This is a genomic window from Methanobacterium sp., assembly GCF_016217785.1.
GTDB lineage: Archaea > Methanobacteriota > Methanobacteria > Methanobacteriales > Methanobacteriaceae > Methanobacterium.
This window is the reverse complement of sequence record NZ_JACRGA010000027.1, coordinates 33,156-57,750: the sequence shown is the minus strand read 5'-3', so window position 1 is coordinate 57,750 and position 24,595 is coordinate 33,156. Positions and strand designations below refer to the sequence as shown.

Genomic DNA, 24,595 nt, shown 5'->3' with positions numbered 1-24,595 from the left:
ATTCATATATAAATCTATCGATTTAACACTCTAAAATTGGAAAAATTGATGGATAATCAGATTAAGAAATCGAAAACTATTTATATTAAAATTAACGATCGTTATATTGATGATTATAACGATCGTTATGAAATCGTGTATAATCACCACCACTGATGGTTTTTTATAAAAGCATCAGAAACCCAGAACCAACTAAATTCAATGTAAATAGTGTCGTTTGGAAAAAAATCTGCACGTAAAGTATTTGGTTGGAACATATATTCAAAAAACGCACGAGGAGGTGTATATAGATGGCTAAAAGTTTCATACTGGTGGATGCAGAAATCAGCAAGATTAAAGATGTTTCCAGTGAACTGGATAAGACAGGTTTAGAAGTTTATCCTCTGTTTGGTGACCATGATTTCATTGTTATCACTGAGTTCGGAGATTCAAAAACCACTGCAGATAATCTACTGGAAAAAATCCACCCCATTGATGGAGTTGTGAAAACCAAAACTTTAGTCGGTTCAGATATTTCATAAAATGAAATATATGCTATTATGTAATTGGAATAAGCCGTTTAAAAAAATGGAATATGAGGTGTTTATTGGAATGGTGATATTAGACCATCAAGATATTTGAACCATTAAAAGTATACGATAACCTATGATTGAAAATCATAAATTAATGAGATCATAATTGATTTAAAAAAATGAAGTCGAATGCTTATAACGCAATAAAGGCTTATATTTGTGAATATCCCTTAGGGGGTGCTAAAAAATGTGTAGTTGTAGATTAAAATGAAAACGTCCTGCCAATCTTTGTATATAAAAAAATATTTCCAATTGGGGTTAATGCAACCTTATAATAACCATACCCATTATAAGGACCCCAATCTGGAAATAGGATAATGGAGAAATCCTTCGGGATTTAGGGTCCAACTTGAAGGTCAATCTCCATTATTCTCCCTCCTTAAAAAAATTCTTTTCCTGCTAATTTCACTATAATTCCAGATTGGGCTGATTTAATTAATAATTATTGATAAAATATCTCATTTTGAGGAAATTATAATTAAAAATTAATATAATAAAGTTATAACTTAAGCACAGCATCTTCAATTCTTTTTAAACCATCCTCCAGAATAGACCGGGGAAGTGCGAAATTCATCCTTACAAAACCACTACCTGATTTTCCAAAGATGTACCCATCTTCAACTGCTACTTTTGCCACATCCCTCATGAAAGTTCTGAGACTTTCATTATTCATGCCCAGTTTTCTGCAATCAAGCCAGGCCAGATAAGTCCCTTCTGTTTCAATTATATCAATCCTTGGAATCTTCCTTTCAAAGTATCTGGTTAAAAATTCAAGGTTCCCCTCCAGGTACTCCAGCACCTGTTCCAGCCAGTCATCACCCTCCCTGTAGGCAGCTTCCAGGGCAATGTAACCGAACAGGTTAGGCTGGGGTACAATTCCATCCATGGCGTTTAAAAACCCATTCCTGAGTTTTTTGTTGGGAATTATAATGGATGAAACCTCCAACCCTGCCAGGTTAAATGTTTTACTTGGGGACATACAGATTATTGAGTTTTCCTGAAACTCAGGGGAAATAGTGGCAAAAGATACGTGTTTTCGGCCTTTAAACACTATTTCGCAGTGTATCTCATCGGAGATCACTATTCCTCCATTTCCAATGACCGTTTCTCCCATTTTAATTATTTCATCCTGTTTCCAGAGGCGTCCTACCGGGTTATGGGGATTGCAGAATATAATTGCTTTGGCACGTCCCTGCCCATGTGATCTTTCTTTTCTGGATTGGAATTTACTTTCTAGGTCAGAGTAATCCATTTCATAACGACCATTGACCAGTTTAAGGGGGTTACTTGCTATGTGGCAGCCACTATTTCTAACCACTGGAAAAAAGGGATGATAAGCAGGTTCCTGGAGTACAATTTCATCTCCAGGGTGGGTGAGGGAACGAACAGCAACATGAAGTGCAGGCACTACACCGGGGGTGAATACCACCCATTCTGGATCTATTTCCCACTGGAATTTCTTCTCCATTCTCTCTACAACTGCATCCCTGACACTGGAGCCAGCCTGGGTGTAACCATAAAAAGGATGCTCCGCACGTTTTTTAAGTGCATCAATAACTGGCTGGGCAACAGGGAAGTCCATATCCGCCACCCACAGTGGGATGAGATCATCACGTCCGAATATGGATTTTTGAACATCCCACTTCAAAGAATCAGTATTTTTCCGGCTAATTACCCGATCAAAATCGTATTTCAGCTTATAACCTCTGTTAATATTCTTTTATCTTAAATCAAACTTATTTAATTAACAAGCATTAATCGCTTAACCATTATTAACTAGTTCTATCCAGTTTCATTGGTTTCCCAGGGGGCTGATTTTCCTGAGGTTTTCCACCACGGTGGTCACTGCATCACAGGCAGCATCTATCTGTTCAGGTGTGGTGAAACGTCCCAGTGTAAAACGCACTGATCCATGGGCTCTTTCATGATCTCCACCAATACCCAGAATAACATGGCTGGGATCCAAGGAGCGGCTGAAACAGGCAGAACCTGTGCTCACTGCAAAACCGCGCATATCCAGGTGCAGAGTTATGGATTCACCTTCCACATATTCAAAGGTTATATTGGCATTTTGTGGAACCCTCTTAACATCATGACCATTTAAAATTGATTTTGGCACTTCAGAGAGTATTCTTTCGATAAGATGATTACGCATTTTTTCCATTTTTTGGTTCTCCTCAGGAGTTACCAGCTGGCTTGCCCTGGCAAAACCAACTGCACCCGGGATATTCTCCAGACCAGCTCGACGGTTTGATTCCTGGAAACCACCATCCATCCATTTGGTAATTGGCGTTCCTTTACTTATGTACAGTGCACCAATACCTGCTGGTCCATGGATGGTGTGGGCGGAAATGGTTGCCAGATCCACTGATGTTTTTTCAAGATCCAGTGGTGTCCTGGTAAATGTGTGGGTGACATCGGTATGGAAGAGCACTCCATTATCCTTGCAGACTTCACCAAGAGCTTTAATGTCCTGTAGAGTACCAATTTCCTGATTAGCATGTTGAATTGAGACCAGGATCGTTTCAGAGGTGATCTGCTCATTTAAGACATCAGAGTCAACCAGTCCGTACTGGTCAACTTCCAAGTAAGTCACTTTAAATCCCTGTTTTTCAAGGGCTTTGGCAGTGTTTAAAACCGAGTAATCTTCAATTTTGGATACGATTATATGGTTTCCTTTCTTCTTTTCAAGGGCCAATGCAACTCCTTTAAGTGCAATGTTACTTGATTCAGTGTAGCCTGAAGTGAAAATTAATTCTGAGCTCTGAGCATTTAATTTCTCAGCTATAGTTTCTCTGCTTTTTTCCAGGACTTCCCTAGCTTCCACACCCATGGAATAACCTGATTCTGAAGTGGGAATGGCATAGATATCAAAAAAATAAGGTTTCATTTCCTCAAAAACCCGTTCATCTAAACGGGTGATTGAAGCATTATCCAGATATGTATAGTTTTCGAACATGGATCACATCCCCCAATATAGTTTGAAACTATTCCTCATATTTTGATCAAAATTTTTTTGTATATTTTAAAAAATGTTTTTTTAAAAAATAAAAATTAGATAAATAGGGTTATTTTAGAATCTCTGGCTTCCTGTATGTAAGTGCCTACTGCACCGTATTCATCTATTAGTTCCTGGCGCAGTTCTTCTTTGGTTACTCCCATGATCTCCATGGTCATTTCACAGGCTATAATTTTACCACCAAGTTCTTTATAGTCCTGTATGAGTCTTTCTAGAGGTGCTACATTGGCTTTTTTCATTCGGCTCTGGATCATCTTGCGACCCAGTCCTAGCATGTTCATTTTGGACAGGGGACCTTTATCCAGCCCACCTTTTTTAAGGCGTTCCAGTCCCCAGAATGTAAAGTACAGTGATGCATCCATACCCATGGAAAGGGCACCATTAGCCACTATCAGGGCACTGTAGATCTTATCCAAATCTCCACTGTGAACGATGATTGTTGTTTTATCCGTCATTTTTTTCACCTACTTGCGGATTTTAATGGTCCATATTCCATTTTTCTCCTGGATATCCACTAATTCTAAACCCAGAGCTTCAACGGCCATGGGTATTTCCTTCTTTGAAGCAGGGTGGGTTCCTTCTATCTCCACAATATCTCCTGGAGCTGCTTTTCGGAGTGCTTTTCGGGCTTCAACTAATGGCACAGGACAGGTTTCACCTTTAACATCTACTTTTTGTTCAGCCATTTAATCACCACAAAAGTTTTTTTTTAATGCATGAATATAAAATAAATCTTTTTTTGTCCTGTTTAAAGCTTTATTTATTCTTTAAGAGTTTCAATACCCTTTAAGAGTTCTATTATTCTTTAAATCTTTATTAATATTTTGAATAATACTATTTTTTGCTTTCAACTTTTTTATTTTCCTTGATCTATGCAATTACTTAGTAATGACATGCGGATTAAATAATGTTGAGTAACCATGATCAGTAATTAGTTATGTTCCTAACCAGAGATACATTTTTTCATCTGGTTAGTATCTTTGGTTAGATTGGTGGCACATGTTTTAGGAAAGGAATAATCCCTCCTTAAATTTGAAGCATCCTAATCAACATAAACAGTACCCTGAAAATATCGGTTAGGATGCTAAACAGATACTTAGGGCGAAGCGTTTCTTTCCGAGGTACAGAAAACATGGTTGATAAGGAGAGTTTTAGCCCCTCGGATTTGGAAACATTTTTTGGCCACATATTTTTTTTAGCACATGTGATGGGCTTTTTCTATCCTGATGAAATAACATGAATCTATATTTCATGTATACTCGTGGTTCATCAGGATGGATGTCTAGCAGGAGACATCAATAGTTATGGGGTAATACGATCATTATATAACGATCGTTATAAGATTCCCACATTATAACAAATGTTATATTATTATATAAAGTTTTCTATTCTTAAAAAATCCTGACCATAACAAAATGGGGGATGAATAATAAAAATCAAGTTTTTAAGGATTGTTTTCATATTATGCCTATTATATTAACCTTAAAAAAATGTTTTAATTAAGAATAATAATTAAAAATCAGTTTAACTAACGATTAGTGACTTAAAGTAAGTTCATTAATTAATAATCGATGAAAAAAAGTTAATAAATGAAATATTAATTTAAAATAAGTATATTTTGAATTTTTAAAAGATGGACAAAAAATCCAAATCAATGGTCCATCTTTATTTTTTCAGATTCAACAGGACTTTTAACTGGTTCAATACCCAGTTTTTTTAAGAGTGGTTCCACAGGAACAGTGTGGGTCTGAATTCCCGCCACTTTGTAAGGGTCAGCTCCCATATTAAGGGCTAAAAACTGGGATATGTTCAGATGAAATATGTTGAATTTCTCATCCAATTTCTTTTCAATAACGGGCTGGTAACGGTCAAACTGCATCTGGCAGTTGGGACACATGTGCAACATTATATCAGTCTGGTTCTCCTTGAGACTCATGAGTTTTTCAGCAGTCACACTGAGGGAAAGCTCATTGTTGGTGAATCGCTGACGGAAACCAGCACCACAGGTAAGGCGTTTCTGGTCATACCATCCTACAGTATCCACACCACAGGAAGCAACCATCTCATCAATGAGCATGGGATGTCTAACCCCGGCCACAGTATCTTCATAGTGCACCTTACAGTAATGGCAGGCGTGGTGGGTGGCAATATTGAATTGTGAGAAATCCAGTTGGGATGAATCTTCAAATAACTCCCTTTTATTATAGAGAATCTCAGCAGCGTGGAAGATATTTTTATGAGGGTCGATATCACCCTTATGATAGACCATTTTACCCAGACCTGCTTCTTCCAGGAGTCCGTTAATCTTCTCCCGGGCTTCAGCATCCTGATTCAGGATTTCAGCAGATTTTTTTAAAATGGCATAACAAGTGGCGCACATCACTGCTATGTTGGGGTTACCGGAGTCTCGTACAACCCAAAAATTCCGGGCAGCCAGGGTGGTAGTGGAAAGCTGGTCAAAAAGATCGTAGTAATGTCCTAGGCCTGTGCAGCAGGACTGACGTTCATCACGATGGTATCTCACACCCAGTTTATCAAATAGGAAGGTAGTTGATGATTCCACACCAGGATACTCCACACTCACCAGACAACTTTTAAATAACAAAATATCTTTATCAGGTATTTTCTTCATTTGGATCCCCTTATTTTCTCCATTTTCCTGGTGAATCCTGTTACATTGAGAATTTCATCTATTTCTTCAATGGAATCTTCAGGTAGCGTAACTGGTCCCAGACCCAAGTCCTTCCGCACGCTATCCAGGTTCATTTTAAGATCAAGCCATTTTGGTCCAAAATCCTTGACTAGTACATCAAAAAATGCTGCAGGGATAGAGCCTATCCCTATCTCCAGGAAACTGTCTCCATATGTTAAAAATGCAGCAAGTCTCTCAGTTTGTTTCCCTTCATTAATGGCCATTTGTCGTAATATCTGGTTCACCACACTGGCACTGTTGTTGGCCGGACATACACTATGACAAGTATAGCAGTAGAAACAGTTCCATATATCATCATCAAATACAACACTTTCATCCCCGTCCAGCACCCTTTTAACCATTTTCCGGGGGTTGTAATCACTGTAACGCGCTCCGGGACATAGTGAAGTGCACATTCCGCACTGGATGCATTTAAACAGTTCAAGGGAAGGTGATGCTTTTAAATCGTTGATTACCTCATTGGCAAGTTTAGAGGAATCCTCATTGAGCTTAAGAGTTCTCATTACAAATTTACCTCTTTATGAATTAACTTCTTCTTCTTAAGTGATGGGCTTATTAACCTTTATAAATCTAATCCATAATTTTTAATAATTACAAATTATTAATTAATCATATAATTTGTTAATTTTTTAATTCAAGGGCCTTATGAATAATGTTTTTAGCCAATCGTTTAGCAAGGGAAGTGATGGTTAATATTGGCGGTCTTCCGGGTGCCTGGGGTATAACACTGGCATCAGCAATAAAAAGACCATTTACCTCAGTTTCTAGGGATCGGTCCACCACATTGCCCATGGCAGCAGTGCCACCGGGATGTGCTCCTCTTATGGGTGTGGAAATAATTGAAGAAGGATCCACCCCTATCTCAGTGAGTATTTCCACAGATTTATCATAGCCTTCAGTTAAGAGTTTCAAATCGGAACTGGTCAGGGGTTTGGTAATGGAACCATCCTCATTCAGGGAACCATTGGCCTCATCTGCAATCTTAACCATTAAACCCACCACATCTTTATTCTGGGCATTGAAACCTTTTTCTGCTATTAATGGAACCAGCTGGCCCGAGAAGTGTGGTGATATAAAGTATGCTCCAAATTCAGATTTAATTCCCATAGGTAGCTCCTGGTTTAGACTAGCATCTTTTAGGAATCCACCAACAGTAATGAATAAATCAGTAAAAAGACCCTGTCCCACTCCATCGGTGATCTGGCTATTTTTTAAAATTAGGGGCGTGTTCAGTGCTCCTGCTGCCAGCACAACTCTCTGGGCATGGTAGGTTTTGATATTTCCATCACTATCTAAACCCTCCACTCCACTACACTCTCCTTCACTGTGCCGGACATTTCTAACTTCAAAGTCAGTTACCAGTGTTGCACCGGATTTCACAGCATCCTCAACAAAACTGGTAGCATCCCATTTCGCTCCTTGTGTGCATCCAGCGATGCAGAGTCCACAGTTGTTACACTTAGAATAGTCAATGAATTTAGGCATAGGTTCTACAAAGTAACCCAGTTTCTCGGCAGCATCCCATATTTTACGGGTCACAGGACCAGTCAGTGTCTTGGGAAGTGGACCAACATTCATATCCCTGCTGGCTTCCATGAGTTCTTCAAATAATTCCAGGTCATGGATCTTGAACTGGGCGGTGGGAGAGTTAGAATAACAGGTTGTACAGGCGTAACAGGCATTTGCCAGTGAAACAGGGGTGGTTCCACCAACACCTTCAATATACATCAGTTCTCCTGCGTACTTCAGGAATTCATATTTTTCAGAGTTTTCAATAAATTTTTGACCATCCTCTTCTTGGTCTAAAATTAATTCAACAGTTTTGATTTCTCCAGCTGCAGCACCTGATGGTATAAAGTCTCCCTTCTCCAACATTAAAACATCAAGACCTTTCATTGAAAGCTCACGTGCAACCGTTGATCCACCGGCACCGGTTCCTACTACAATAACATCGTATATCATGATATTCACGTTAAAACTTCATAAATTCCAATATTATCAAATTTACTTTGCTTTAATTATTTGATCTGCTTTAAATTTTCATTTAATAATTTAAATATGACATTGGCAGTTATTGACAGATTTTAACATTTAATAAGTGGGGTTAATCTATTCATTTGAGGTTAATCTATTCAAGTTAATCTATTCCCTACTTTTTTTGAAAATAATTCTTTCTGTCTTCTATAACAATATTCAGATCATTTAGTTTGCTTCTGATTTCATCTGAAAGCTCATAATCCTTCTTCTCACGAAGTTTCTCCCTAACATCAATGAGAATATTCACCAGTTCATCAGTAGCATCGCCATGAGATTTATTCAAAACAAATTCAAAACCTAAAATATTGCCAATTTCGGTTATAAATTCCTTAATATTATCCAATGTATTTTTTGAAATGTTCAATTCATTTATTTCCCTGTTCATATCTCGTATGAAATCGAAAATGGATGAAAGGGCAAATGGTGTGTTAAAATCATTGTCCATTGCTTCCATGAAATCTTTCCTGGTTTCATGGACTAATTTTTCATGTTCTGCATCTTTTTTGCCAGTTTCTGGAATATCACTTTCTAAGAGATCTTCAATGGTTTCGGTAAGTTTGTATATTCTTTTAAGCCCGTTTTGTGATTGTTCCAGTATCTCCTGACTGAAATCTATGGGGCTGCGGTAATGAGTGGATAAGACAAAGAATCTGAATACCTCTGGTGGATATTTTTCCAGGAGGTCCTTGATGGTGATGAAGTTTCCTAGGGATTTGGACATCTTCTCCCCCTTAACATTCAAGAAACCAGTGTGCATCCAGTAGCGAACCATGGGTTTTTCCCCGGATGCAGATTCCATCTGGGCTATTTCTGCTTCATGGTGTGGGAATATGAGATCCAGACCTCCGCCGTGTATATCGTACTGTGGTCCGAAGTATTCCTCAGTTATTGCAGTGTCTTCTATATGCCATCCTGGTCGTCCTAGGCCCCATGGCGAATCCCAGTATGGTTTCTCATCTTTTTTTTTCCAAAGTGCAAAATCTCCAGGGTTGCGCTTGCTGGTGTCTGGATTTATGCGGTGAACATTTAAATCCTCAATGTTACGGTTGGAAAGCTTACCAAAATCTTCAAACTTGGATTCATCAAAGTAAACCCCACTATCTGTTTCGTAGGCGAATCCTTTATTGAGGAGTGTTTTTATTTGGGTTATGATCTCGTTTAGGTGTTCAGTGGCCCTGGCATAGAGGTTAACATTTTCCACACCCAGAGACTTCATATCCTCTATGTATTTTTCCTCAAATTTCCGTGCCAGTTGAAGGGTGTCTTCCCCAGTTTCTCTGGCCCGATTAATAATTTTATCGTCGATATCGGTGATGTTTTGTACGTAAAAAACACTATAACCTCTGTATTTCAGGTAGCGGGCGATAACATCAAATGAGATATAGGTGCGTGCGTGACCTATGTGTGAGTTATCGTAAACTGTTGGCCCACAGACAAAGAGTTTTACCCGGTTTCCTTCACGAGGCTTGAAAATCTCTTTCCTGCGGGACAAAGTGTTATATACAGTTATCATAAAATCACTGAAAATTTTTATTAAATTTAGTTTTTTTTATCAAATTATTATTAGATATATTAATTATCAAATGAATTCTTATTAGATATGTCTTGTTATCAAATATAGCTTTAGCTGTAAGTTGTTTAATAAATAAAAGGCCAAGATTGGGATTTGAACCCAAGTATCGTGGTCTGCAGCCACGCACCTAGCCGCTCGGTCATCTTGGCAAAAAACGATTCATGAAATTTGGCTATTTTTTAGCTGCACTACAAACATTAACAATTGTTATATATAAACGTTGCCATGTTTTTTTATTGATCGGCAAAAAAATTTACTGTTATATTAATATAACAGAATATTCAAAGGGGGATTTATTCAACATTTTAAATGTTTTTGATAAAAAAATTGAATAAATATTTATTTATCTATTCAACCTTTTTTCCTGCTTCAGGACCGGGCTGTACTGAATATATCTCAGTTAACTTAACTACTATGGCTGCTTTGGGATTAAGTTTGGTCATAACGTTCTGGGCCCATTCCACCACTTCATCAAAGATCTTACCGGATTCAAAGATCTCAGCTTTACCTTTAAATTGGAAAGGGTTTTTCTGAGCATCCTTGGTTACGATGGCAACATTAGGGTTTTCTTCAATGTTTTTCCGGGTTTTGTTCATGTAGTTGTCAGCGATTAATATACTTCCATTATCAATAGGCCTTGCAAAGCCAATTGGAACCACGTTAGGAATACCTTCGCTGCTGGCAGTTGCAAGAAATACTAAGTCTTTTTCTATAGCATCCATCATTTCTTCAGTCATGGTCATTGTATCACCAAAATTTATATAACTATTGTTATATTATATAAGTTATGTTATATAATAATTAATTTTTCAGATTGATTTAATTTACTCCTGATGGGGATGGTGGTATTAAACATGAAAAAAACTGGCTGTTACTTGGACTGAGAACAAAGTATAAATAGTAAAATAATATAACAATTGTTATATTTTCTGTTGGGGGCCTATTTCAATATGGTTCGCAATGTGAAAGCGAATAATATTAATATGTCCTCGGAAAATTGGGAAAACTCCATAATGCGATAAATAATCTAAAATAAATTGCAATAAACTTATGGGGAAAAATGGTATTATAAAAAACGGAGGAAAATAAAATGACAGAAGAAAAGAAGAAAGAATTTGGTTTAAGCACATTGGGGTTGCACGTAGGGCAGGAAGAACCAGATCCTGCAACTGGAGCAAGGGCAGTGCCCATATACCAGACAGCAGCATACGTATTTAACGACGCAGATCATGCAGCCAACCTATTTGGCTTAAAAGAACTGGGTAACATCTACACCCGTATTATGAACCCTACCAACGATGTGTTCGAAAAGAGAATAGCCGCTATTGAAGGTGGTAACTCTGCTTTAGCCGTAGCATCTGGTCAGGCTGCAACTACCTATGCATTACTCAATCTAAGTGGGCCTGGGGATGAAATATTATCTGCAGACAATCTCTACGGTGGAACTTACCAGCTGTTTAACTACACTTTCCCAGAATTAGGTAGGAAAGTTAATTTTGTGAACTCTGATAAACCCGAAGAATTCGAAGATGCCATCACCGATAAAACCAAGGCCATATTCGCTGAATCACTTGGAAACCCAAAACTCGACGTACCTGATTTTGAAATCATCTCAGACATAGCCCATGAAGCTGGAATCCCAGTGGTAGTGGATAACACCAGTGCAGTAGGTCTGGTGAAACCTATAGATCACGGAGTGGACATCACTGTCTTATCCGCAACCAAATTCATAGGAGGCCACGGAACATCAATTGGGGGGGTTATTGTTGATTCAGGTAACTTCGACTGGAGTAATGGTAAATTTCCCGGATTCACAGAACCAGATCCAAGTTACCATGGATTAGTCTACTGGGATGCTTTTGGAGACTTCCCGGGATTAGGTAATGTTGCATTCACATTCAGAGCAAGAGTAAGATTACTCCGTGACCTGGGAGCACAGGTAAGTCCTTTCAACGCATGGTTATTCCTGCAGGGATTGGAAACACTAGATTTGCGTGTGAAACAACACTCTCGAAATGCACTAACCGTTGCCAACTTCCTCAAAGAACATCCAAAAGTCAGCTGGGTGAGTTACCCTGGACTAGAAGATGATTCAGCCCATGAAATAGCATCAAAATACCTTAAAAAAGGATATGGGGCATTACTCGGATTTGGAATTAAAGGAGGCCTCGAAGCTGGCAAACAGTTCATAAATAACGTGGAACTTCTCTCGCACCTGGCTAACATTGGAGATTCCAAGAGCCTGGTTATACACCCTGCATCCACCACCCACCAGCAACTAACCCCTGAAGAACAGGCAAATACAGGAGTAACTCCTGACTTCATACGAGTATCCGTGGGACTGGAAGATGTAGAAGATATCATTGCTGACATTGATCAGGCATTATCACGCATAGATGTAAAAATTGATGATAACGATGATGTTTCTGAAGAAAATGATAAGTCAACTGTTGACAAACTAAAAGGATACATCGGTGTATAAGATGGATATTCCTAAAATTAACTGTGCTAGTATAACCAATAGTATAGTTACATGTAAACATATTCAATGCGGGATAAACAATGAAAAAAGAATCTGTTGGCGTTGTAGAAACTAAATACTACAATCTATCTGAAAAATTAATACTAGAGGGTGGATACAGTCTAAAAGATGTTACTATAGCTTATGAAACCTATGGAACACTGAACAAGCAGAAAAGTAATGCTATTTTAGTCTGTCATGCCCTATCAGGTGATGCTCATGTGGCAGGATGGCATGGGGGAGACCGGAAACCTGGCTGGTGGGATAACATAATCGGCCCTGGCAAATGCCTGGACACCGACCGATACTTCATCATCTGCTCCAATGTCTTAGGAGGATGCCAGGGATCAACTGGACCATCATCCATAAACCCTGAAACCGGGAAACCATACGCACTAAACTTCCCTATAATCACCATAAAAGACATGGTGAAAGCCCAGAAAAAATTAATCGACCACCTCCAAATCAAACAACTATTCTCAGTGGTAGGCGGATCCATGGGTGGTATGCAGGTCCTCCAGTGGTGTGTATCCTACCCGGACATGGTCAGATCAGCCATACCCATTGCCACTACATCTTATTCATCACCTCAACAAATAGCCTTCAATGAAGTGGGGAGAAGGGCCATAATCAGTGACCCCCACTGGAATGAGGGTAATTATTATGATGGAGAATTCCCAGACAGCGGCCTGGCACTGGCCCGTATGATTGGCCACATAACTTACCTCAGCAACGAATCAATGTATGAGAAGTTCGGAAGAAGACTCCAGGATAAAGAAGAGTACAGTTTTGATTTTTCCACAGACTTTGAAGTGGAAAGCTACCTTCACTACCAGGGAGACACTTTCACCAAGCGATTTGATGCCAACTCCTATCTCTACATTTCCAAAGCTATTGACTATTTTGATCTGACAGAAAACGGAACAGTATCACTATCGGATGCATTCAAAAATGTTAAATCCAGAGTACTGGTAATATCAGTTGATTCAGACTGGCTTTACACGCCAGCTGAGTCTAAAGAGATAGTAATGGCCCTGACTGCCAATGAAGTGGATGTCAGTTACTGCCAGATCAAATCAAGCTATGGTCACGATGCATTCCTACTCGAAGCTGGACAGTTAAGTTACATTATAAACGGATTTTACAGTGAAACACTGGTGGTGGATGTTATGACCCTCAATGCAGCCACTATAACAGAAGATTCAAGTATTGAAGAAGCAGCAGAGTTAATGCTGGATGAGAAAGTCACCCATCTACCTGTGGTTTCAGAAGACTTTAGAATGTTGGGAATTGTAACTGCATGGGACATTTCCAAAGCAGTAGCTCTCAAATACAATAAACTGGACGAAATCATGACCCGTGATGTTGTTACTGCCCTGCCACAGGATCCAATCGAATTAGCTGCACGGAAGATGAGAAAACATAATATATCTTCACTGCCAGTGGTCAATGATCATGGGAATGTTTTAGGTCTCATAACCACGGATCACATAAGCACCCTAATTGCTGGGGACAAATATTAAGAAGAGACAAAATATTAAGAATTTTAAGACTCATATAAAACAATAAGAATGAAAAATTTTAAGGATTATTTAATATTATTAAAAAAAAATTAAGGTGATATAATGAGTTATATGGATCATTCTGCAACATCACCCGTTAACCCAGAAGTGCTGGAGGCCATGCTACCTTACTTCACAGAATCATTTGGAAATGCCTCTACTTTATACGCCCTGGGAAGGGAAGCCAGAACTGCCATGGAAAATGGCAGGAAACAGGTGGCATCACTCATAGGTGCCAAACCAGAGGAAGTGTATTTCACCAGTGGAGGCACAGAATCAGACAACATAGCAATCAAAGGAACTGTCAGCCGACTTAAACACAAGGGCAACCACATCATCACCAGTGCCATAGAACACCCGGCAGTGGAAGAAACCTGTAAATACCTGGAAAAAAAAGGATACAAAGTTACCTATCTTCCAGTGGGTGAGGATGGAATTGTTAAAGTCTCTGATGTGGAATCAGCAATTAATGATGAGACCATACTCATTACCATTATGCATGCCAACAATGAAATCGGCACAATCCAGCCCATCAAAGGAATAGGTGCACTGGCTCGGGAAAAAGGTATCTACTTTCATACTGATGCAGTGCAGAGCGTGGGTAAAATACCAGTCAATGTGGAAAACCTGAACGTGGACATGCTTTCCATATCCGCCCATAAACTCTACGGACCCAAGGGAATCGGAGCCCTCTACATCAAGAAGGGAGTAAGGGTAGATCCCCTGCTCCACGGCGGAGGCCACGAGAGAGGGATACGTCCTGGAACTGAGAATGTTCCTGGAATTGTGGGATTGGGTAAGGCCTGTCAGCTGGCAGAAGAAAACTTAAACAAGAACTTTGAATATGTAACCTCATTGAGGGACAGGTTAATAAAGGGAGTCCTGGGGGAGATTGAACAATCCTACCTCAACGGACACCCCACCACAAGACTTCCCAACAATGCCAACTTCCGCTTCAGTAGTATTGAGGGGGAATCACTGGTACTACAATTGGATGCCAAGGGAATTAACGCTTCCACCGGGTCAGCATGTTCATCCAAGAAACTGGAACCATCCCACGTCCTGATGGCCCTTGGACTCAAGGAAGTGGATGCTCATGGGTCGCTGCGTATAAGCCTTGGCACTGAAAACACGCAGGAAGATATTGATTACACTATTACTGCCATTAGTGAAGTAGTTGAAAGATTAAGAAGTATGTCTCCACTTTGGTGTCCAGCCAAAGAAGATTAATAATAAATAGCTTAATAATAAATAAGCAGGTGATGGAATATGTACAGTGAAAAAGTAATGGACCATTTTTCCAACCCCCGGAATGTCGGTGAAATAGAAGATGCCAGTGGTGTGGGAACTGAAGGAAACCCCGTATGTGGGGACCTGATGACTATTTACATCAAGGTAGAAGATGATATAATAACCGATATAAAATTCAAAACATTCGGTTGCGGAGCAGCAATAGCCACCAGCAGTATGATAACCGAGATGGCAATGGGTAAAACCATAGATGAAGCCCTGAAGATCACGAGAAATGATGTTGCTGATGAATTGGAAGGACTGCCACCAGTAAAGATGCACTGTTCTAACCTGGCAGCAGATGCTCTAAAAGCAGCCATTGAAGACTACAAAAAGAAACAGGCCGGAGAATCTTCTGAGGATGAAACCTCAGAATAAATTCTATTTTTTCATGTATCCCGAATAATTTTTAACTAATTTATTAGAATATTTAAATCCCAGCTTATGACCTCACACCCACCTAACCCAAAACCGGTTTACTTGGACCATTCAGCCACATCTCCCCTTGATCTGGAGGTGTGGGAAGCAATGAAGCCTTATTTTACAGATTCCTTTGGCAATCCATCCACTCTCTACTTATTGGGAAGAGAGGCCAGAACTGCCATGGAAAACGCCCGTAAACAGGTTGCATCAATTATTGGTGCCCTCCCTGAAGAGGTTTATTTCACTAGTGGTGGTACAGAATCAGACAACCTGGCCATATTAGGAACTGCCTATAGCTTGAAAAATAGGGGAAACCATATTATAACTTCCTCCATTGAACACCCTGCAGTTCTGGAGGTCTGTAAACACCTTGAAAATGAAGGATTTAAAGTTTCTTTTCTACCAATGGGTACTGATGGTATTGTTAATGTAGCTGATGTTGAAGATGCAATCACTGATAAAACTATTCTAATCACAGTTATGCACGCCAACAATGAGATCGGTACCATTCAGCCCATAAAACGAATTGGGAAGATAGCCCGGGAGAAAGGTATTGTCTTCCACACTGATGCAGTGCAAAGTATTGGTAGAATACCAGTTAATGTGAAAGAATTAAAGGTTGATCTCTTATCTATTTCTGCCCATAAACTCTACGGACCCAAAGGAGTCGGAGCCCTGTACATCAGAAAAGGAGTAAAACTTGAACCATTATTCCATGGTGGAGGTCATGAAAAGGGGATACGCCCAGGTACTGAGAATGTTCCTGGAATTGTGGGGTTGGGTAAGGCCTGCCAGGTGGCAGAAGAAAACCTTGAACAGAATATTAAACATATTACCCAATTAAGGGACCGGCTCATCAGGGGAATTCTGGAAGGAATTGGTGAAGTACAGTTAAACGGCCATCCCCTGAAACGGTTACCGGGCAATGCACATTTTAGTTTTAAAAATGTGAGGGGAGAACCTTTAACATTCCTCCTGGACGCTAATGGAGTGAATGCTTCAACCGGGTCAGCCTGCTCCACCAAGAAAGTGGAACCATCCCATGTCCTGCTGGCCATGGGGCTGGATGAGGAAGATGCCAATGGCTCCCTCCGGTTAACACTGGGGAAGGAGAACACCTTTGAAGACATTGATCTTGCCATCAAAACCATTAAGCAAGCAGTGGAGAAACTGAGAACTCCGGCTAGTGTAGGGGGAATGACTGAAATCGTTCCTATACAGCGTTACAGTAGTGTTTCTGAACAGGATTTCTCAGGCAAAATGTCTGATCAGCCTCAAAAACCCGGTTTAATTAATGGGGAGGATGAAATTGTTATTGATGAACAGGTGAACCTGATTATCAATGAAAAATTCTCACGGAGCTTTTCCATAAGCCCGGATGCCCTGGAAGAATTTGCCACTGGCTACCTCCTGGGTGAAGGCCTGGTTGCAAGTATAGAGGTTATAAAAAAGATAGAAATTGATGGGCTGAACATTAACGTGGAGATCAACCTGGCTGATTTTGATATAAAGGATCTGGTGGTGGGCTCGGACTGTTTCGGTGGGTGGAGACGGAAGATAGAAACCATCAACCGGGTGGAATCAGAATTTACTGTTACAAAGGATGATATTTTCAATGCCATTGAAAAATTAAGGGATGAAGCTCGGGTATGGCAGAATACCGGCGGGGCACATGTTGCAGGCATGGTTTATCAGGGTAAATTCATTTCCCGTGAAGATGTCAGTCGTCATGTAGCTGCTGATAAAGTTATAGGGGCCGCTGCACTGGAGAAGGTTAACTTTTCACAGGCGTTCATGGTTTACAGTGGTCGGATGCCTGCGGACATGATGATAAAACTGGCCAGGGTGGGAGTTCCCATAATCGCATCCAATGCCGCACCAACCTCATCCGGTTACTCGGTGGCTTTTAAGGCAGGGATAACCATGATCGGATTTTTAAGGGGGAACCGGTTTAATATTTACACCAATCCCCAGAGGATATTGATAGAATAAACCTTGCAGATTAAATTTTTTAGAAATAAAACTCTTTTTTCTGTACTTCTCAAAAATATATTCCCTCAGAATATGTTTGAATTAGATTAATGTTTGAATGCAAGATGTCTTTGAATGCAAGATGTCGCAACCATTGGAAACGACATCCTCATCTCAAGTCAGATATTCATTCATTTTTGAAAAGTTCGTTTTCATCGGCCTGGTTTTCTTTTGCTGTCATATCTTCAGGTGTTAGCCGATAGACAGAAACCGCATTTTCATCAAAGGAGGACCGATAATTTTCAATCAGCTTGCTGGTTAAGGGCTTCTTGTAATAACCCGGGGTATATTTTTCAACCAGTTTCTGAAGAGCCGAAGCTGCCTCTTCAAAATCAACAACCTTCTCCACTTTTCCAAAGATCATTACACTCATGTATGAAGTATCAGCATGGCAGGGCATTGGATCGGTCACTGTTCCGTATTCTTCATATACTGTAAAGCAGACTGGTGGTTCTGATGAAAGAATCTGTACCTTTTTCCCAGAACCCATTCCATGGAAAATTATTGAACCATCATACCAGACGAAGTTCACAGGAACAGCGTATGGAAAATCATCACCATTCATTCCAATTACACCGGTCCTTGTATTAATTAGGAACTTTTCTATTTTCTCTTTATCTTTGCAATCTCTCTGCACGTATCTGATTTTATTCATAAAGGGACATCCTCATTTTTCATTCTTTTTAGCTCTGTGAAATAACTTCTATGTTTTTATTTAAGTGATTTAATTACATTCCTTGTATTGGAATAAGGAATCATACTTCCGATAGTTAATTGAACATCATTTTATATAAAGTTTATTATAATATGATTCTGTTAATGATGATATTCTGGTGCGATAATACAAATCCATGATCATCTGGGTTTCATGAGAAGAATCAAAAAAATGGAAGATATGATTTTGGAGTAGAACTGAATTTTATAAAAAAGTAAATAAATTTTAATTAACCGAAACGCTTCTTCAAAGCCAGTATGACTGCTGCCATATCTTCTTTGGACATGCAACTCACGGCATCTTCCAGTTCATCCCATAGCATCCCTTTGAAGTTTTCAACGAACACTTCTACTTCACTTTCACTCATGCATGTTTCAGCCATTTTTATAAACCCCCAATTATATTCTATATACTCTTTAGTGTAGGTAAGATTTATTTTTTGGGGTATAAATTTAAATTAAAAAAATATATTTTGAATATATTAAAGCCAATTCAAAGTTACAACTTATTATGTTAATTAATTACTTTTTTCTTTCAGTCTCCGGATAGCCTCATCAAATAGTATCATTGACTTTTCCAGGATCAGATTAACGGAGTAATTGCATTTGTAACGTAGATTGATGATGTTTTTGGCTTTACCATTTGATTCAATGAGTACCAAGGGATAGCTCCGACAGACCTGTGGTCTTGAATCGTATATCCCGCACTTGTTGGTCTCATCATCAATGAATTTGCAGGGTTGGATGTCCTTAAGTTCGAAGTGTTCAGGGTAGAGTTTGTTTCGGATAATTCCCTTTTCCAAATCCGGGTTGAAAGTGAGGAGTACATTGAGTTCATCCTTGTGTATGAAAATGGATTCAGATTCCCTACAGCATCTTCCACAAATGGTGCACCATTCCTGATGTTCCTTGGCCAGTTCATAGTTAGATGGACCGCCCAGTGCATCTAAGCTGATGATGTCTGCAAGTTGGATTATTTCCTTAAGGTCCCCTTTACTGACCCCTAATTTCTTGTACTTTTTAACAGATCTTTTCTTTTTCAATCTATTGAAGACAGCTTTCTCCAGGAGTTCAACCTCTTCAGTGGTATTTACTCCACCCTCATCAGATTCCAGGGACTTCTCTCTGAGGGTTTTAAACAGTTCTTTATCAATAAGAAGATCTCTTAACATTTGTTGGACGCTCACTTTGTTTGTTAAGTTTTTATATGAATGTATAAACTTAAATTACCCAAATATCCAACTTATTTAAGTGGATAATATGGTTTGAATGATTTAAATAATTAATTCTAAATTTTAAAAAATCATTGATTTATGTAGTATGATATGTATTAACTGGAGTTAGATAATATTATTACTCAAATTATTCTCCACAATTGTCTAATAACAACTCATTTCGTATCATTTTTCCTTTCTTATGTCTGGCGTTTCCTAATCCCTTTTGTAATTCAAAGCTTGCATTAAGATGATCCGCCAATAATTCTGTAACTAATTTTTCATCAATTTCTTCATTAGATGAATATCCAATAATTGCAAATAATGATTCTTGCCATGCTTTATATTCTTCGGTAGTCTCAAACAATTTTATTAAGTCCTTATCCACACTTTCTATCCATTTTACTTGATTTTCATTACTCATTTTTTACCTACCCGTTATTTTTAGATATTTTTGTATCATTACCATTACCTTTGTTTCCTAACTTATACATCCTATGCTGCACCTTCTCACGATAAATATCCTTTCTTCAGCAGGGGATTATAATTACATAAGAAATGTGATGATAGTATTTGCAAATGGTGATTATACTGCCAATATACTTGCAGACTGCCCTTGGAATCACATCATTTATGACCAGTCTGTGCTATTGCCTGAAGGTATTTTGAATTGTGTTTTATCCCCTGTTTCTGGTCGTATCTATGATAGGCATGGTCCACTGGTGATTAGTTCTGGACTCGCTATCATGTGTATTCTACGGTGTTGCTTTCATTTCTTTCAGTATCAATGATGATCATTACTGTAATCGTTCTCCTCAGATTTGAAAAAAGAAACCTCAGAATAAATTAACAATAATCAAACCAGCCCAAAAATTAATCAATTATAGGATATATAGTTATATTGTTACTTTGATCATATTCAGCCCGGATCGTGTTTATGGATGGTAAGCACGAAAAAGAGTCAGCAGAACAAGGTTAAAAGCCAATAAAATAACTTTAAAGTTATGGGGAGGATAAACAATGATGGATTTTAAAACACCGCCTTACACGCGGCAAATCATGTTAATAGCATTTATTTTTCTTGCAATTATAGGATTGAAATATAGTTCTGAGATTTTAGGACCTATATTACTTTCAATATTCCTTGCTATTATTATATACCCTGTTTTAATGTGGCTTAAGAAAAAAGACCTTTCCTACAACCAGTCAGTAATAGTAACCTTGGTTGGAACATTGGCTGTGGGGTTGGCAATTTTATGGTTTCTCATGGTTTCACTAGTCCAATTAGTAAAAGAACTACCTGATTTCACCATTAACTCTTCGGGTATTCTAGCTCAATATGGGAATGAAATAATAAAATTCATTGTCACCAATATACCCATAGAGAATATTACTGGACTTATTGCCACAGGAACTTTTATTCTCTTTGCAGTCATATTCCTGGTCTATGAGCTTCCACTGATAAAAGTAAGACTTGTTAATGGATTAGGTGCAGATAATCCTACTCTGACTAAGATATTTGATATTGTTGAAGCTAACATCACTTACTTCATAATCCGGGCAAAAGTAAACTTCATTTATGGAATAGGTGTTTCAGCTATTCTTTTTGTTTTTGACATTAACTTTGCAATTCTTTGGGGATTGTTAACTTTTGCCCTGGGATTTATTCCATATTTGGGTATTATAATTGCAGCAATACCTCCGGTATTAGTAGCATGGGCTAAATATGGTATATGGGGAGCTATAGCAATGGGTCTCTTCTTTATCATTATTAATACCGTAGCTGAAAGTTATATATTCCCCAGATTAACTGGAAAAGGACTTCAGATGTCAGTTTTTGTGGTATTTGTTTCATTATTTGTATGGGGCTGGATTTTAGGACCCACCGGATTTTTAATAGGAGTACCTTTGACCTTGATTGTAATAAAGTATCTGGAAAATTATGATGAAACTCGCTGGTTAGCCTTACTCATGACCAGTGAAGCGGAAGAAGATGATAGTAAAGGAAAGAAATCATAAAAACAAGGGACATTAAAAATGAGGGACTTATAAAAAAATAAGGGGTGTTTTAAAATGTTGATCTTAACATCACCAACTATTGAAGGGAAAAAAATAAATGAATATTATGGTTTAGTAACTGGAGATGCTCTTTTGGGAGCAAATTTATATAAAGATCTGTTCTCTGGAGTTAGAGATGTGGTGGGTGGAAGAACATCTAAATATGAAGAAGAACTCACAACAGCAAGAAACCTGGCACTTAAGAGTATGGAAGAAAAAGCTCAAGAAAAAGGTGCTAATGCAATCATAGGGACTCGTGTGGCATACCATAACCTGGGAGGTACCATGGGAAACACCATAATGGTCACAGTGGTGGGAACTGCAGTTTCTTTCCAGGAATAAATGATTTATGAACAACTTAAAAGCCTTAAAGGTGACCTGTTTTGCCAACTTCCAATAAAAATTTCTTTATAGAAAAACGCTGGGCACTACTAGCTATACTCTTAGGAACCACATTAGGTTTCATTTCAGCTATTATCTGCATAGCATGGAATTTGATTATTTTTGGATTCAATATCATGTATATTGTATCCCCATTACTTGCAGGAATTGTTGAAACCACCATAGCCCGTAAAAAATATGGTAAGAGTACCGGTGCCATCAGTGCTCTTTTCACATTTCTATTAATCAATGGTTATGGATGGTTCGGACCGGGCTTGATATTTCCCAAAGAACCGGTAACCCTGAGTTTAATCACTATCATTGCAATAATATTGACAATTCAAGCTGCATTTCCTATTTTCGTCAACCATATTCTCTTCGTATTAGTTCCCGGTATATTCACCCGGATTATTAGAATATTGGTGAGAACTCCCTCTGAAATGATCCTAAAACCGCTTGAAACAGAAGGAAAGGAGATTGACAGGCAAGCTGATGAAATTTTCTTGGATGAACTAACCGTGCCCCTGGTATCTATTCCTGATGTAAATGGGGAAAAAATAAAGAGTTATATTGGTTTAGTTGTTGGAGAATCAATAACACAAGAAAAAGAACCTGAAAAACGGTTATTAAAAATTTTAAAGATGATCGAACCCGCTCAACTGGAGGATATGAATCTAGGAGAGGCCCGAAAGGGCGCCATATCCTGCATGCTCGAAAATGCGGAGCTAATGGGAGCAAATGCAGTGGTAGAAGTTTTAATTGACTATGTTTCCATGGGTGGGTTACAAGGTAGCGTAACCATAGTAACAGCCACCGGGACTGCGGTTATAGTTGAAGATGGACGGGTTATGGAAAAAATATCAGAAGATGGAGAAAAGCTGTCTGAAAATTCTGTACCCCTATTGGGTGAAGAAATAGTTTATAAAGTTAATGAAAACGTTTCAGGTGGTGGTGAAAGTATCACAAAAAAGGATGAACAAATAAATGGATATATAAATCATACAGCGAGCACTGATGATTTATCCAGTGAAACTGACCTATTACAGGATGAACAAAGTCATCAGCTAATAAGTGATTTTGAACTTTCCACGAGAGATGAGTTCGGAGAGGAGCTTGAAAAAAGATTTCTAAATGTATTGGAGGATTTGGAAGATATTGGCAAGTCTCACGAGAGAGAATACACTAACAGAAAAATCAATCCAAGAGAGAATATTACAAAATTAGTTAATAAATCTGAGTATGCGAGGAGGATTGCTATGAAAATAAAAGAAGAAATTGTTGGGAAAGAAGTTGTAGATGTCAATGCACTTGTAATTGGTAAAGTAAGAGATGTGGAAGTAAACTTCGAAACCAAAACCCTGGAAGCATTCATAGTTGGGGGAGGAGGATTCTTAGAAGGTCTTGGAAGTTCTAAAAATGATGTTAGAATTCCTCAGGACATGGTAATCGCTATTGGGGACAAAATACTGGTGAAAACAGAGAACCAATCAACAATATAAATTGGATGGTAAATACTCGAAGAATATTAATAAGTCTAAAAAAATTCAGGGGGGTTTAATTACCAACCCCTCTCCTGTAACCGTTTATTTTCAGGTATTTCACTTATTTCCAGCCCAGGCATGGCACTTCCCAGGTCCCGGCTGACTTTGGCAATAACTTCAGCGTTTTTGTAGTTATGAGTAGCTTCCACAATGGCATTGGCCACCAGTTCTGGTTTTTCTGATTTGAAAATTCCACTGCCCACAAATACTCCATCTGCTCCAAGCTGCATCATGAGGGCTGCATCGGCTGGTGTGGCAATACCACCGGCTGCGAAGTTAACTACAGGTAATCTACCCTGTTTCTGGGTTTCTTTAATAAGTTCTAATGATGCTTCCTGCTCCCTGGCCACACTCCACAATTCTTCTTCGGTTTTGTCCTTGAGTTCACGTATGGTTCCCTGAATCACGCGCATGTGCCTCACAGCTTCCACCACGTTACCGGTACCTGCTTCTCCTTTGGTCCTGATCATGGCTGCACCTTCATCAATCCTCCGGAGTGCTTCACCCAGGTTCCGTGCTCCGCATACGAATGGTATGGTGAATTGTTTTTTATCTATATGGTATTTTTCATCGGCAGGGGTGAGGACTTCGCTCTCGTCGATCATGTCCGCGCCCAGTGTTTCCAGGACCTGTGCTTCCACAAAGTGGCCTATTCTTGCTTTGGCCATGACCGGTATGCTCACTGCATCGATGATCTCCAGGATCTTGGAAGGATCTGCCATTCTGGCCACTCCACCGGCAGCCCTTATATCTGCAGGGACTTTTTCCAGTGCCATAACTGACACTGCACCAGCTTCTTCAGCAATAGCAGCCTGTTCAGCGTTAACAACATCCATAATCACTCCGCCTTTAGTCATTTTAGCGAAACCCTTCTTCAGTACTTCAGTTCCATGTAACATTTTATTTCTCCTTTTAACTTATTTATTCTCCTTTTAACTCATTTATT

General features: G+C 39.0%; 22 protein-coding genes, 1 tRNA gene and 1 pseudogene. 9 read left to right on the top strand and 15 right to left on the bottom strand.

Going from position 1 to position 24,595, the window contains the following annotated elements:
- Positions 1-290 precede the first annotated feature (290 nt).
- On the top strand, positions 291-521 hold the full coding sequence (locus HY987_RS11785; protein ID WP_292758923.1) for an Lrp/AsnC ligand binding domain-containing protein: 231 nt from the start codon (positions 291-293) through the stop codon (positions 519-521).
- Between the two features lie 550 nt (positions 522-1,071).
- Here the strand turns inward: HY987_RS11785 and HY987_RS11780 are convergent.
- The 10 genes from HY987_RS11780 to HY987_RS11735 all read right to left on the bottom strand — a co-directional run bounded on the left by HY987_RS11780 (position 1,072) and on the right by HY987_RS11735 (position 10,657).
- Positions 1,072-2,244, bottom strand: coding sequence for a MalY/PatB family protein (locus HY987_RS11780; RefSeq protein ID WP_292759428.1), 1,173 nt, complete (start codon positions 2,242-2,244; stop codon positions 1,072-1,074).
- A gap of 120 nt (positions 2,245-2,364) precedes the next feature.
- A complete protein-coding gene (locus tag HY987_RS11775) occupies positions 2,365-3,531 on the bottom strand; it encodes a cysteine desulfurase family protein (RefSeq protein WP_292758920.1) in 1,167 nt (388 codons plus the stop codon).
- 95 nt (positions 3,532-3,626) lie between these two features.
- Positions 3,627-4,046 (bottom strand): DsrE/DsrF/DrsH-like family protein, encoded by a 420-nt coding sequence (locus HY987_RS11770; protein WP_292758917.1) that lies wholly within the window; start codon positions 4,044-4,046, stop codon positions 3,627-3,629.
- Positions 4,047-4,055: 9 nt separating this feature from the next.
- Complete coding sequence (locus HY987_RS11765; RefSeq protein ID WP_292758915.1) at positions 4,056-4,277, bottom strand: sulfurtransferase TusA family protein; 222 nt, start codon at positions 4,275-4,277, stop codon at positions 4,056-4,058.
- Between the two features lie 965 nt (positions 4,278-5,242).
- Positions 5,243-6,223 carry a ferredoxin:CoB-CoM heterodisulfide reductase subunit HdrB gene (gene hdrB / locus HY987_RS11760; RefSeq protein WP_292758913.1) on the bottom strand — a complete coding sequence of 327 codons (981 nt, stop codon included), beginning with the start codon at positions 6,221-6,223 and terminating at the stop codon, positions 5,243-5,245.
- On the bottom strand, positions 6,220-6,807 hold the full coding sequence (gene hdrC, locus HY987_RS11755) for a ferredoxin:CoB-CoM heterodisulfide reductase subunit HdrC (protein ID WP_292758911.1): 588 nt from the start codon (positions 6,805-6,807) through the stop codon (positions 6,220-6,222). Before hdrC ends, hdrB begins: the two co-directional genes overlap by 4 nt.
- Positions 6,808-6,925: 118 nt before the next feature.
- Entirely contained in the window at positions 6,926-8,266 is a 1,341-nt protein-coding gene (locus tag HY987_RS11750; protein WP_292759424.1) for an FAD-dependent oxidoreductase, read from the bottom strand.
- Positions 8,267-8,453: 187 nt separating this feature from the next.
- Positions 8,454-9,854 carry a cysteine--tRNA ligase gene (gene cysS / locus HY987_RS11745; protein ID WP_292758909.1) on the bottom strand — a complete coding sequence of 467 codons (1,401 nt, stop codon included), beginning with the start codon at positions 9,852-9,854 and terminating at the stop codon, positions 8,454-8,456.
- Positions 9,855-9,992: 138 nt separating this feature from the next.
- Positions 9,993-10,063, bottom strand: a tRNA-Cys gene (locus HY987_RS11740).
- 198 nt (positions 10,064-10,261) lie between these two features.
- The gene (locus HY987_RS11735; protein ID WP_292758907.1) at positions 10,262-10,657 is read right to left on the bottom strand and encodes a pyridoxamine 5'-phosphate oxidase family protein; all 396 of its coding nucleotides are present in this window, start codon (positions 10,655-10,657) and stop codon (positions 10,262-10,264) included.
- A gap of 347 nt (positions 10,658-11,004) precedes the next feature.
- On the opposite strand from HY987_RS11735, the pseudogene HY987_RS11730 reads away from it, so the two are divergent.
- The 5 genes and pseudogenes from HY987_RS11730 to fdhD all read left to right on the top strand — a co-directional run.
- Positions 11,005-12,309: pseudogene (locus HY987_RS11730) on the top strand (O-acetylhomoserine aminocarboxypropyltransferase/cysteine synthase family protein); the annotation flags it as partial.
- 167 nt (positions 12,310-12,476) lie between these two features.
- Positions 12,477-13,958 (top strand): homoserine O-acetyltransferase, encoded by a 1,482-nt coding sequence (locus tag HY987_RS11725; RefSeq protein ID WP_292758903.1) that lies wholly within the window; start codon positions 12,477-12,479, stop codon positions 13,956-13,958.
- Between the two features lie 102 nt (positions 13,959-14,060).
- Positions 14,061-15,227, top strand: coding sequence for a cysteine desulfurase NifS (gene nifS, locus HY987_RS11720; RefSeq protein WP_292758902.1), 1,167 nt, complete (start codon positions 14,061-14,063; stop codon positions 15,225-15,227).
- 39 nt (positions 15,228-15,266) lie between these two features.
- Positions 15,267-15,665 carry a Fe-S cluster assembly scaffold protein NifU gene (nifU, locus tag HY987_RS11715; RefSeq protein ID WP_292758900.1) on the top strand — a complete coding sequence of 133 codons (399 nt, stop codon included), beginning with the start codon at positions 15,267-15,269 and terminating at the stop codon, positions 15,663-15,665.
- A 102-nt stretch (positions 15,666-15,767) separates the two neighbouring features.
- On the top strand, positions 15,768-17,702 hold the full coding sequence (fdhD, locus tag HY987_RS11710) for a formate dehydrogenase accessory sulfurtransferase FdhD (RefSeq protein WP_292758898.1): 1,935 nt from the start codon (positions 15,768-15,770) through the stop codon (positions 17,700-17,702).
- Positions 17,703-17,868: 166 nt separating this feature from the next.
- On the opposite strand, the gene HY987_RS11705 is transcribed toward fdhD, so the two are convergent.
- The 4 genes from HY987_RS11705 to HY987_RS11690 all read right to left on the bottom strand — a co-directional run bounded on the left by HY987_RS11705 (position 17,869) and on the right by HY987_RS11690 (position 20,093).
- A complete protein-coding gene (locus HY987_RS11705) occupies positions 17,869-18,378 on the bottom strand; it encodes a pyridoxamine 5'-phosphate oxidase family protein (RefSeq protein WP_292758896.1) in 510 nt (169 codons plus the stop codon).
- Between the two features lie 307 nt (positions 18,379-18,685).
- Positions 18,686-18,838, bottom strand: coding sequence for a hypothetical protein (locus HY987_RS11700; RefSeq protein WP_292758893.1), 153 nt, complete (start codon positions 18,836-18,838; stop codon positions 18,686-18,688).
- 135 nt (positions 18,839-18,973) lie between these two features.
- Complete coding sequence (locus HY987_RS11695) at positions 18,974-19,627, bottom strand: YkgJ family cysteine cluster protein (protein ID WP_292758889.1); 654 nt, start codon at positions 19,625-19,627, stop codon at positions 18,974-18,976.
- 190 nt (positions 19,628-19,817) lie between these two features.
- Complete coding sequence (locus tag HY987_RS11690) at positions 19,818-20,093, bottom strand: hypothetical protein (protein ID WP_292758887.1); 276 nt, start codon at positions 20,091-20,093, stop codon at positions 19,818-19,820.
- Positions 20,094-20,689: 596 nt separating this feature from the next.
- Here HY987_RS11690 and HY987_RS11685 point away from each other — a divergent pair.
- From HY987_RS11685 to HY987_RS12770, 3 genes are read left to right on the top strand one after another with little or no spacing between them, the layout of a single operon-like run.
- On the top strand, positions 20,690-21,688 hold the full coding sequence (locus HY987_RS11685) for an AI-2E family transporter (protein WP_292758884.1): 999 nt from the start codon (positions 20,690-20,692) through the stop codon (positions 21,686-21,688).
- A gap of 54 nt (positions 21,689-21,742) precedes the next feature.
- Positions 21,743-22,069 (top strand): heavy metal-binding domain-containing protein, encoded by a 327-nt coding sequence (locus HY987_RS11680; protein WP_292758881.1) that lies wholly within the window; start codon positions 21,743-21,745, stop codon positions 22,067-22,069.
- Positions 22,070-22,110: 41 nt separating this feature from the next.
- Positions 22,111-23,607 (top strand): heavy metal-binding domain-containing protein, encoded by a 1,497-nt coding sequence (locus tag HY987_RS12770; protein WP_367146907.1) that lies wholly within the window; start codon positions 22,111-22,113, stop codon positions 23,605-23,607.
- Between the two features lie 59 nt (positions 23,608-23,666).
- Here HY987_RS12770 and pdxS read toward each other — a convergent pair whose 3' ends face one another.
- Entirely contained in the window at positions 23,667-24,548 is an 882-nt protein-coding gene (pdxS, locus tag HY987_RS11665; RefSeq protein WP_292758879.1) for a pyridoxal 5'-phosphate synthase lyase subunit PdxS, read from the bottom strand.
- Between the last annotated feature and the right edge of the window lie 47 nt (positions 24,549-24,595).

Bases quoted from the DNA above. Each gene is read 5' to 3' on its own strand.
- hdrC (WP_292758911.1), bottom strand. From the start codon at position 6,807: ATGAGAACTCTTAAGCTCAATGAGGATTCCTCTAAACTTGCCAATGAG.
- HY987_RS11770 (WP_292758917.1), bottom strand. From the start codon at position 4,046: ATGACGGATAAAACAACAATCATCGTTCACAGTGGAGATTTGGATAAG.
- HY987_RS11785 (WP_292758923.1), top strand. From the start codon at position 291: ATGGCTAAAAGTTTCATACTGGTGGATGCAGAAATCAGCAAGATTAAA.
- HY987_RS11725 (WP_292758903.1), top strand. From the start codon at position 12,477: ATGAAAAAAGAATCTGTTGGCGTTGTAGAAACTAAATACTACAATCTA.
- nifU (WP_292758900.1), top strand. From the start codon at position 15,267: ATGTACAGTGAAAAAGTAATGGACCATTTTTCCAACCCCCGGAATGTC.
- HY987_RS11750 (WP_292759424.1), bottom strand. From the start codon at position 8,266: ATGATATACGATGTTATTGTAGTAGGAACCGGTGCCGGTGGATCAACG.
- HY987_RS11695 (WP_292758889.1), bottom strand. From the start codon at position 19,627: ATGTTAAGAGATCTTCTTATTGATAAAGAACTGTTTAAAACCCTCAGA.
- HY987_RS11735 (WP_292758907.1), bottom strand. From the start codon at position 10,657: ATGACCATGACTGAAGAAATGATGGATGCTATAGAAAAAGACTTAGTA.
- pdxS (WP_292758879.1), bottom strand. From the start codon at position 24,548: ATGTTACATGGAACTGAAGTACTGAAGAAGGGTTTCGCTAAAATGACT.
- HY987_RS11680 (WP_292758881.1), top strand. From the start codon at position 21,743: ATGTTGATCTTAACATCACCAACTATTGAAGGGAAAAAAATAAATGAA.
- hdrB (WP_292758913.1), bottom strand. From the start codon at position 6,223: ATGAAGAAAATACCTGATAAAGATATTTTGTTATTTAAAAGTTGTCTG.
- HY987_RS11765 (WP_292758915.1), bottom strand. From the start codon at position 4,277: ATGGCTGAACAAAAAGTAGATGTTAAAGGTGAAACCTGTCCTGTGCCA.
- HY987_RS11685 (WP_292758884.1), top strand. From the start codon at position 20,690: ATGATGGATTTTAAAACACCGCCTTACACGCGGCAAATCATGTTAATA.
- HY987_RS11775 (WP_292758920.1), bottom strand. From the start codon at position 3,531: ATGTTCGAAAACTATACATATCTGGATAATGCTTCAATCACCCGTTTA.
- cysS (WP_292758909.1), bottom strand. From the start codon at position 9,854: ATGATAACTGTATATAACACTTTGTCCCGCAGGAAAGAGATTTTCAAG.
- HY987_RS11690 (WP_292758887.1), bottom strand. From the start codon at position 20,093: ATGAGTAATGAAAATCAAGTAAAATGGATAGAAAGTGTGGATAAGGAC.
- nifS (WP_292758902.1), top strand. From the start codon at position 14,061: ATGAGTTATATGGATCATTCTGCAACATCACCCGTTAACCCAGAAGTG.
- HY987_RS11700 (WP_292758893.1), bottom strand. From the start codon at position 18,838: ATGGCTGAAACATGCATGAGTGAAAGTGAAGTAGAAGTGTTCGTTGAA.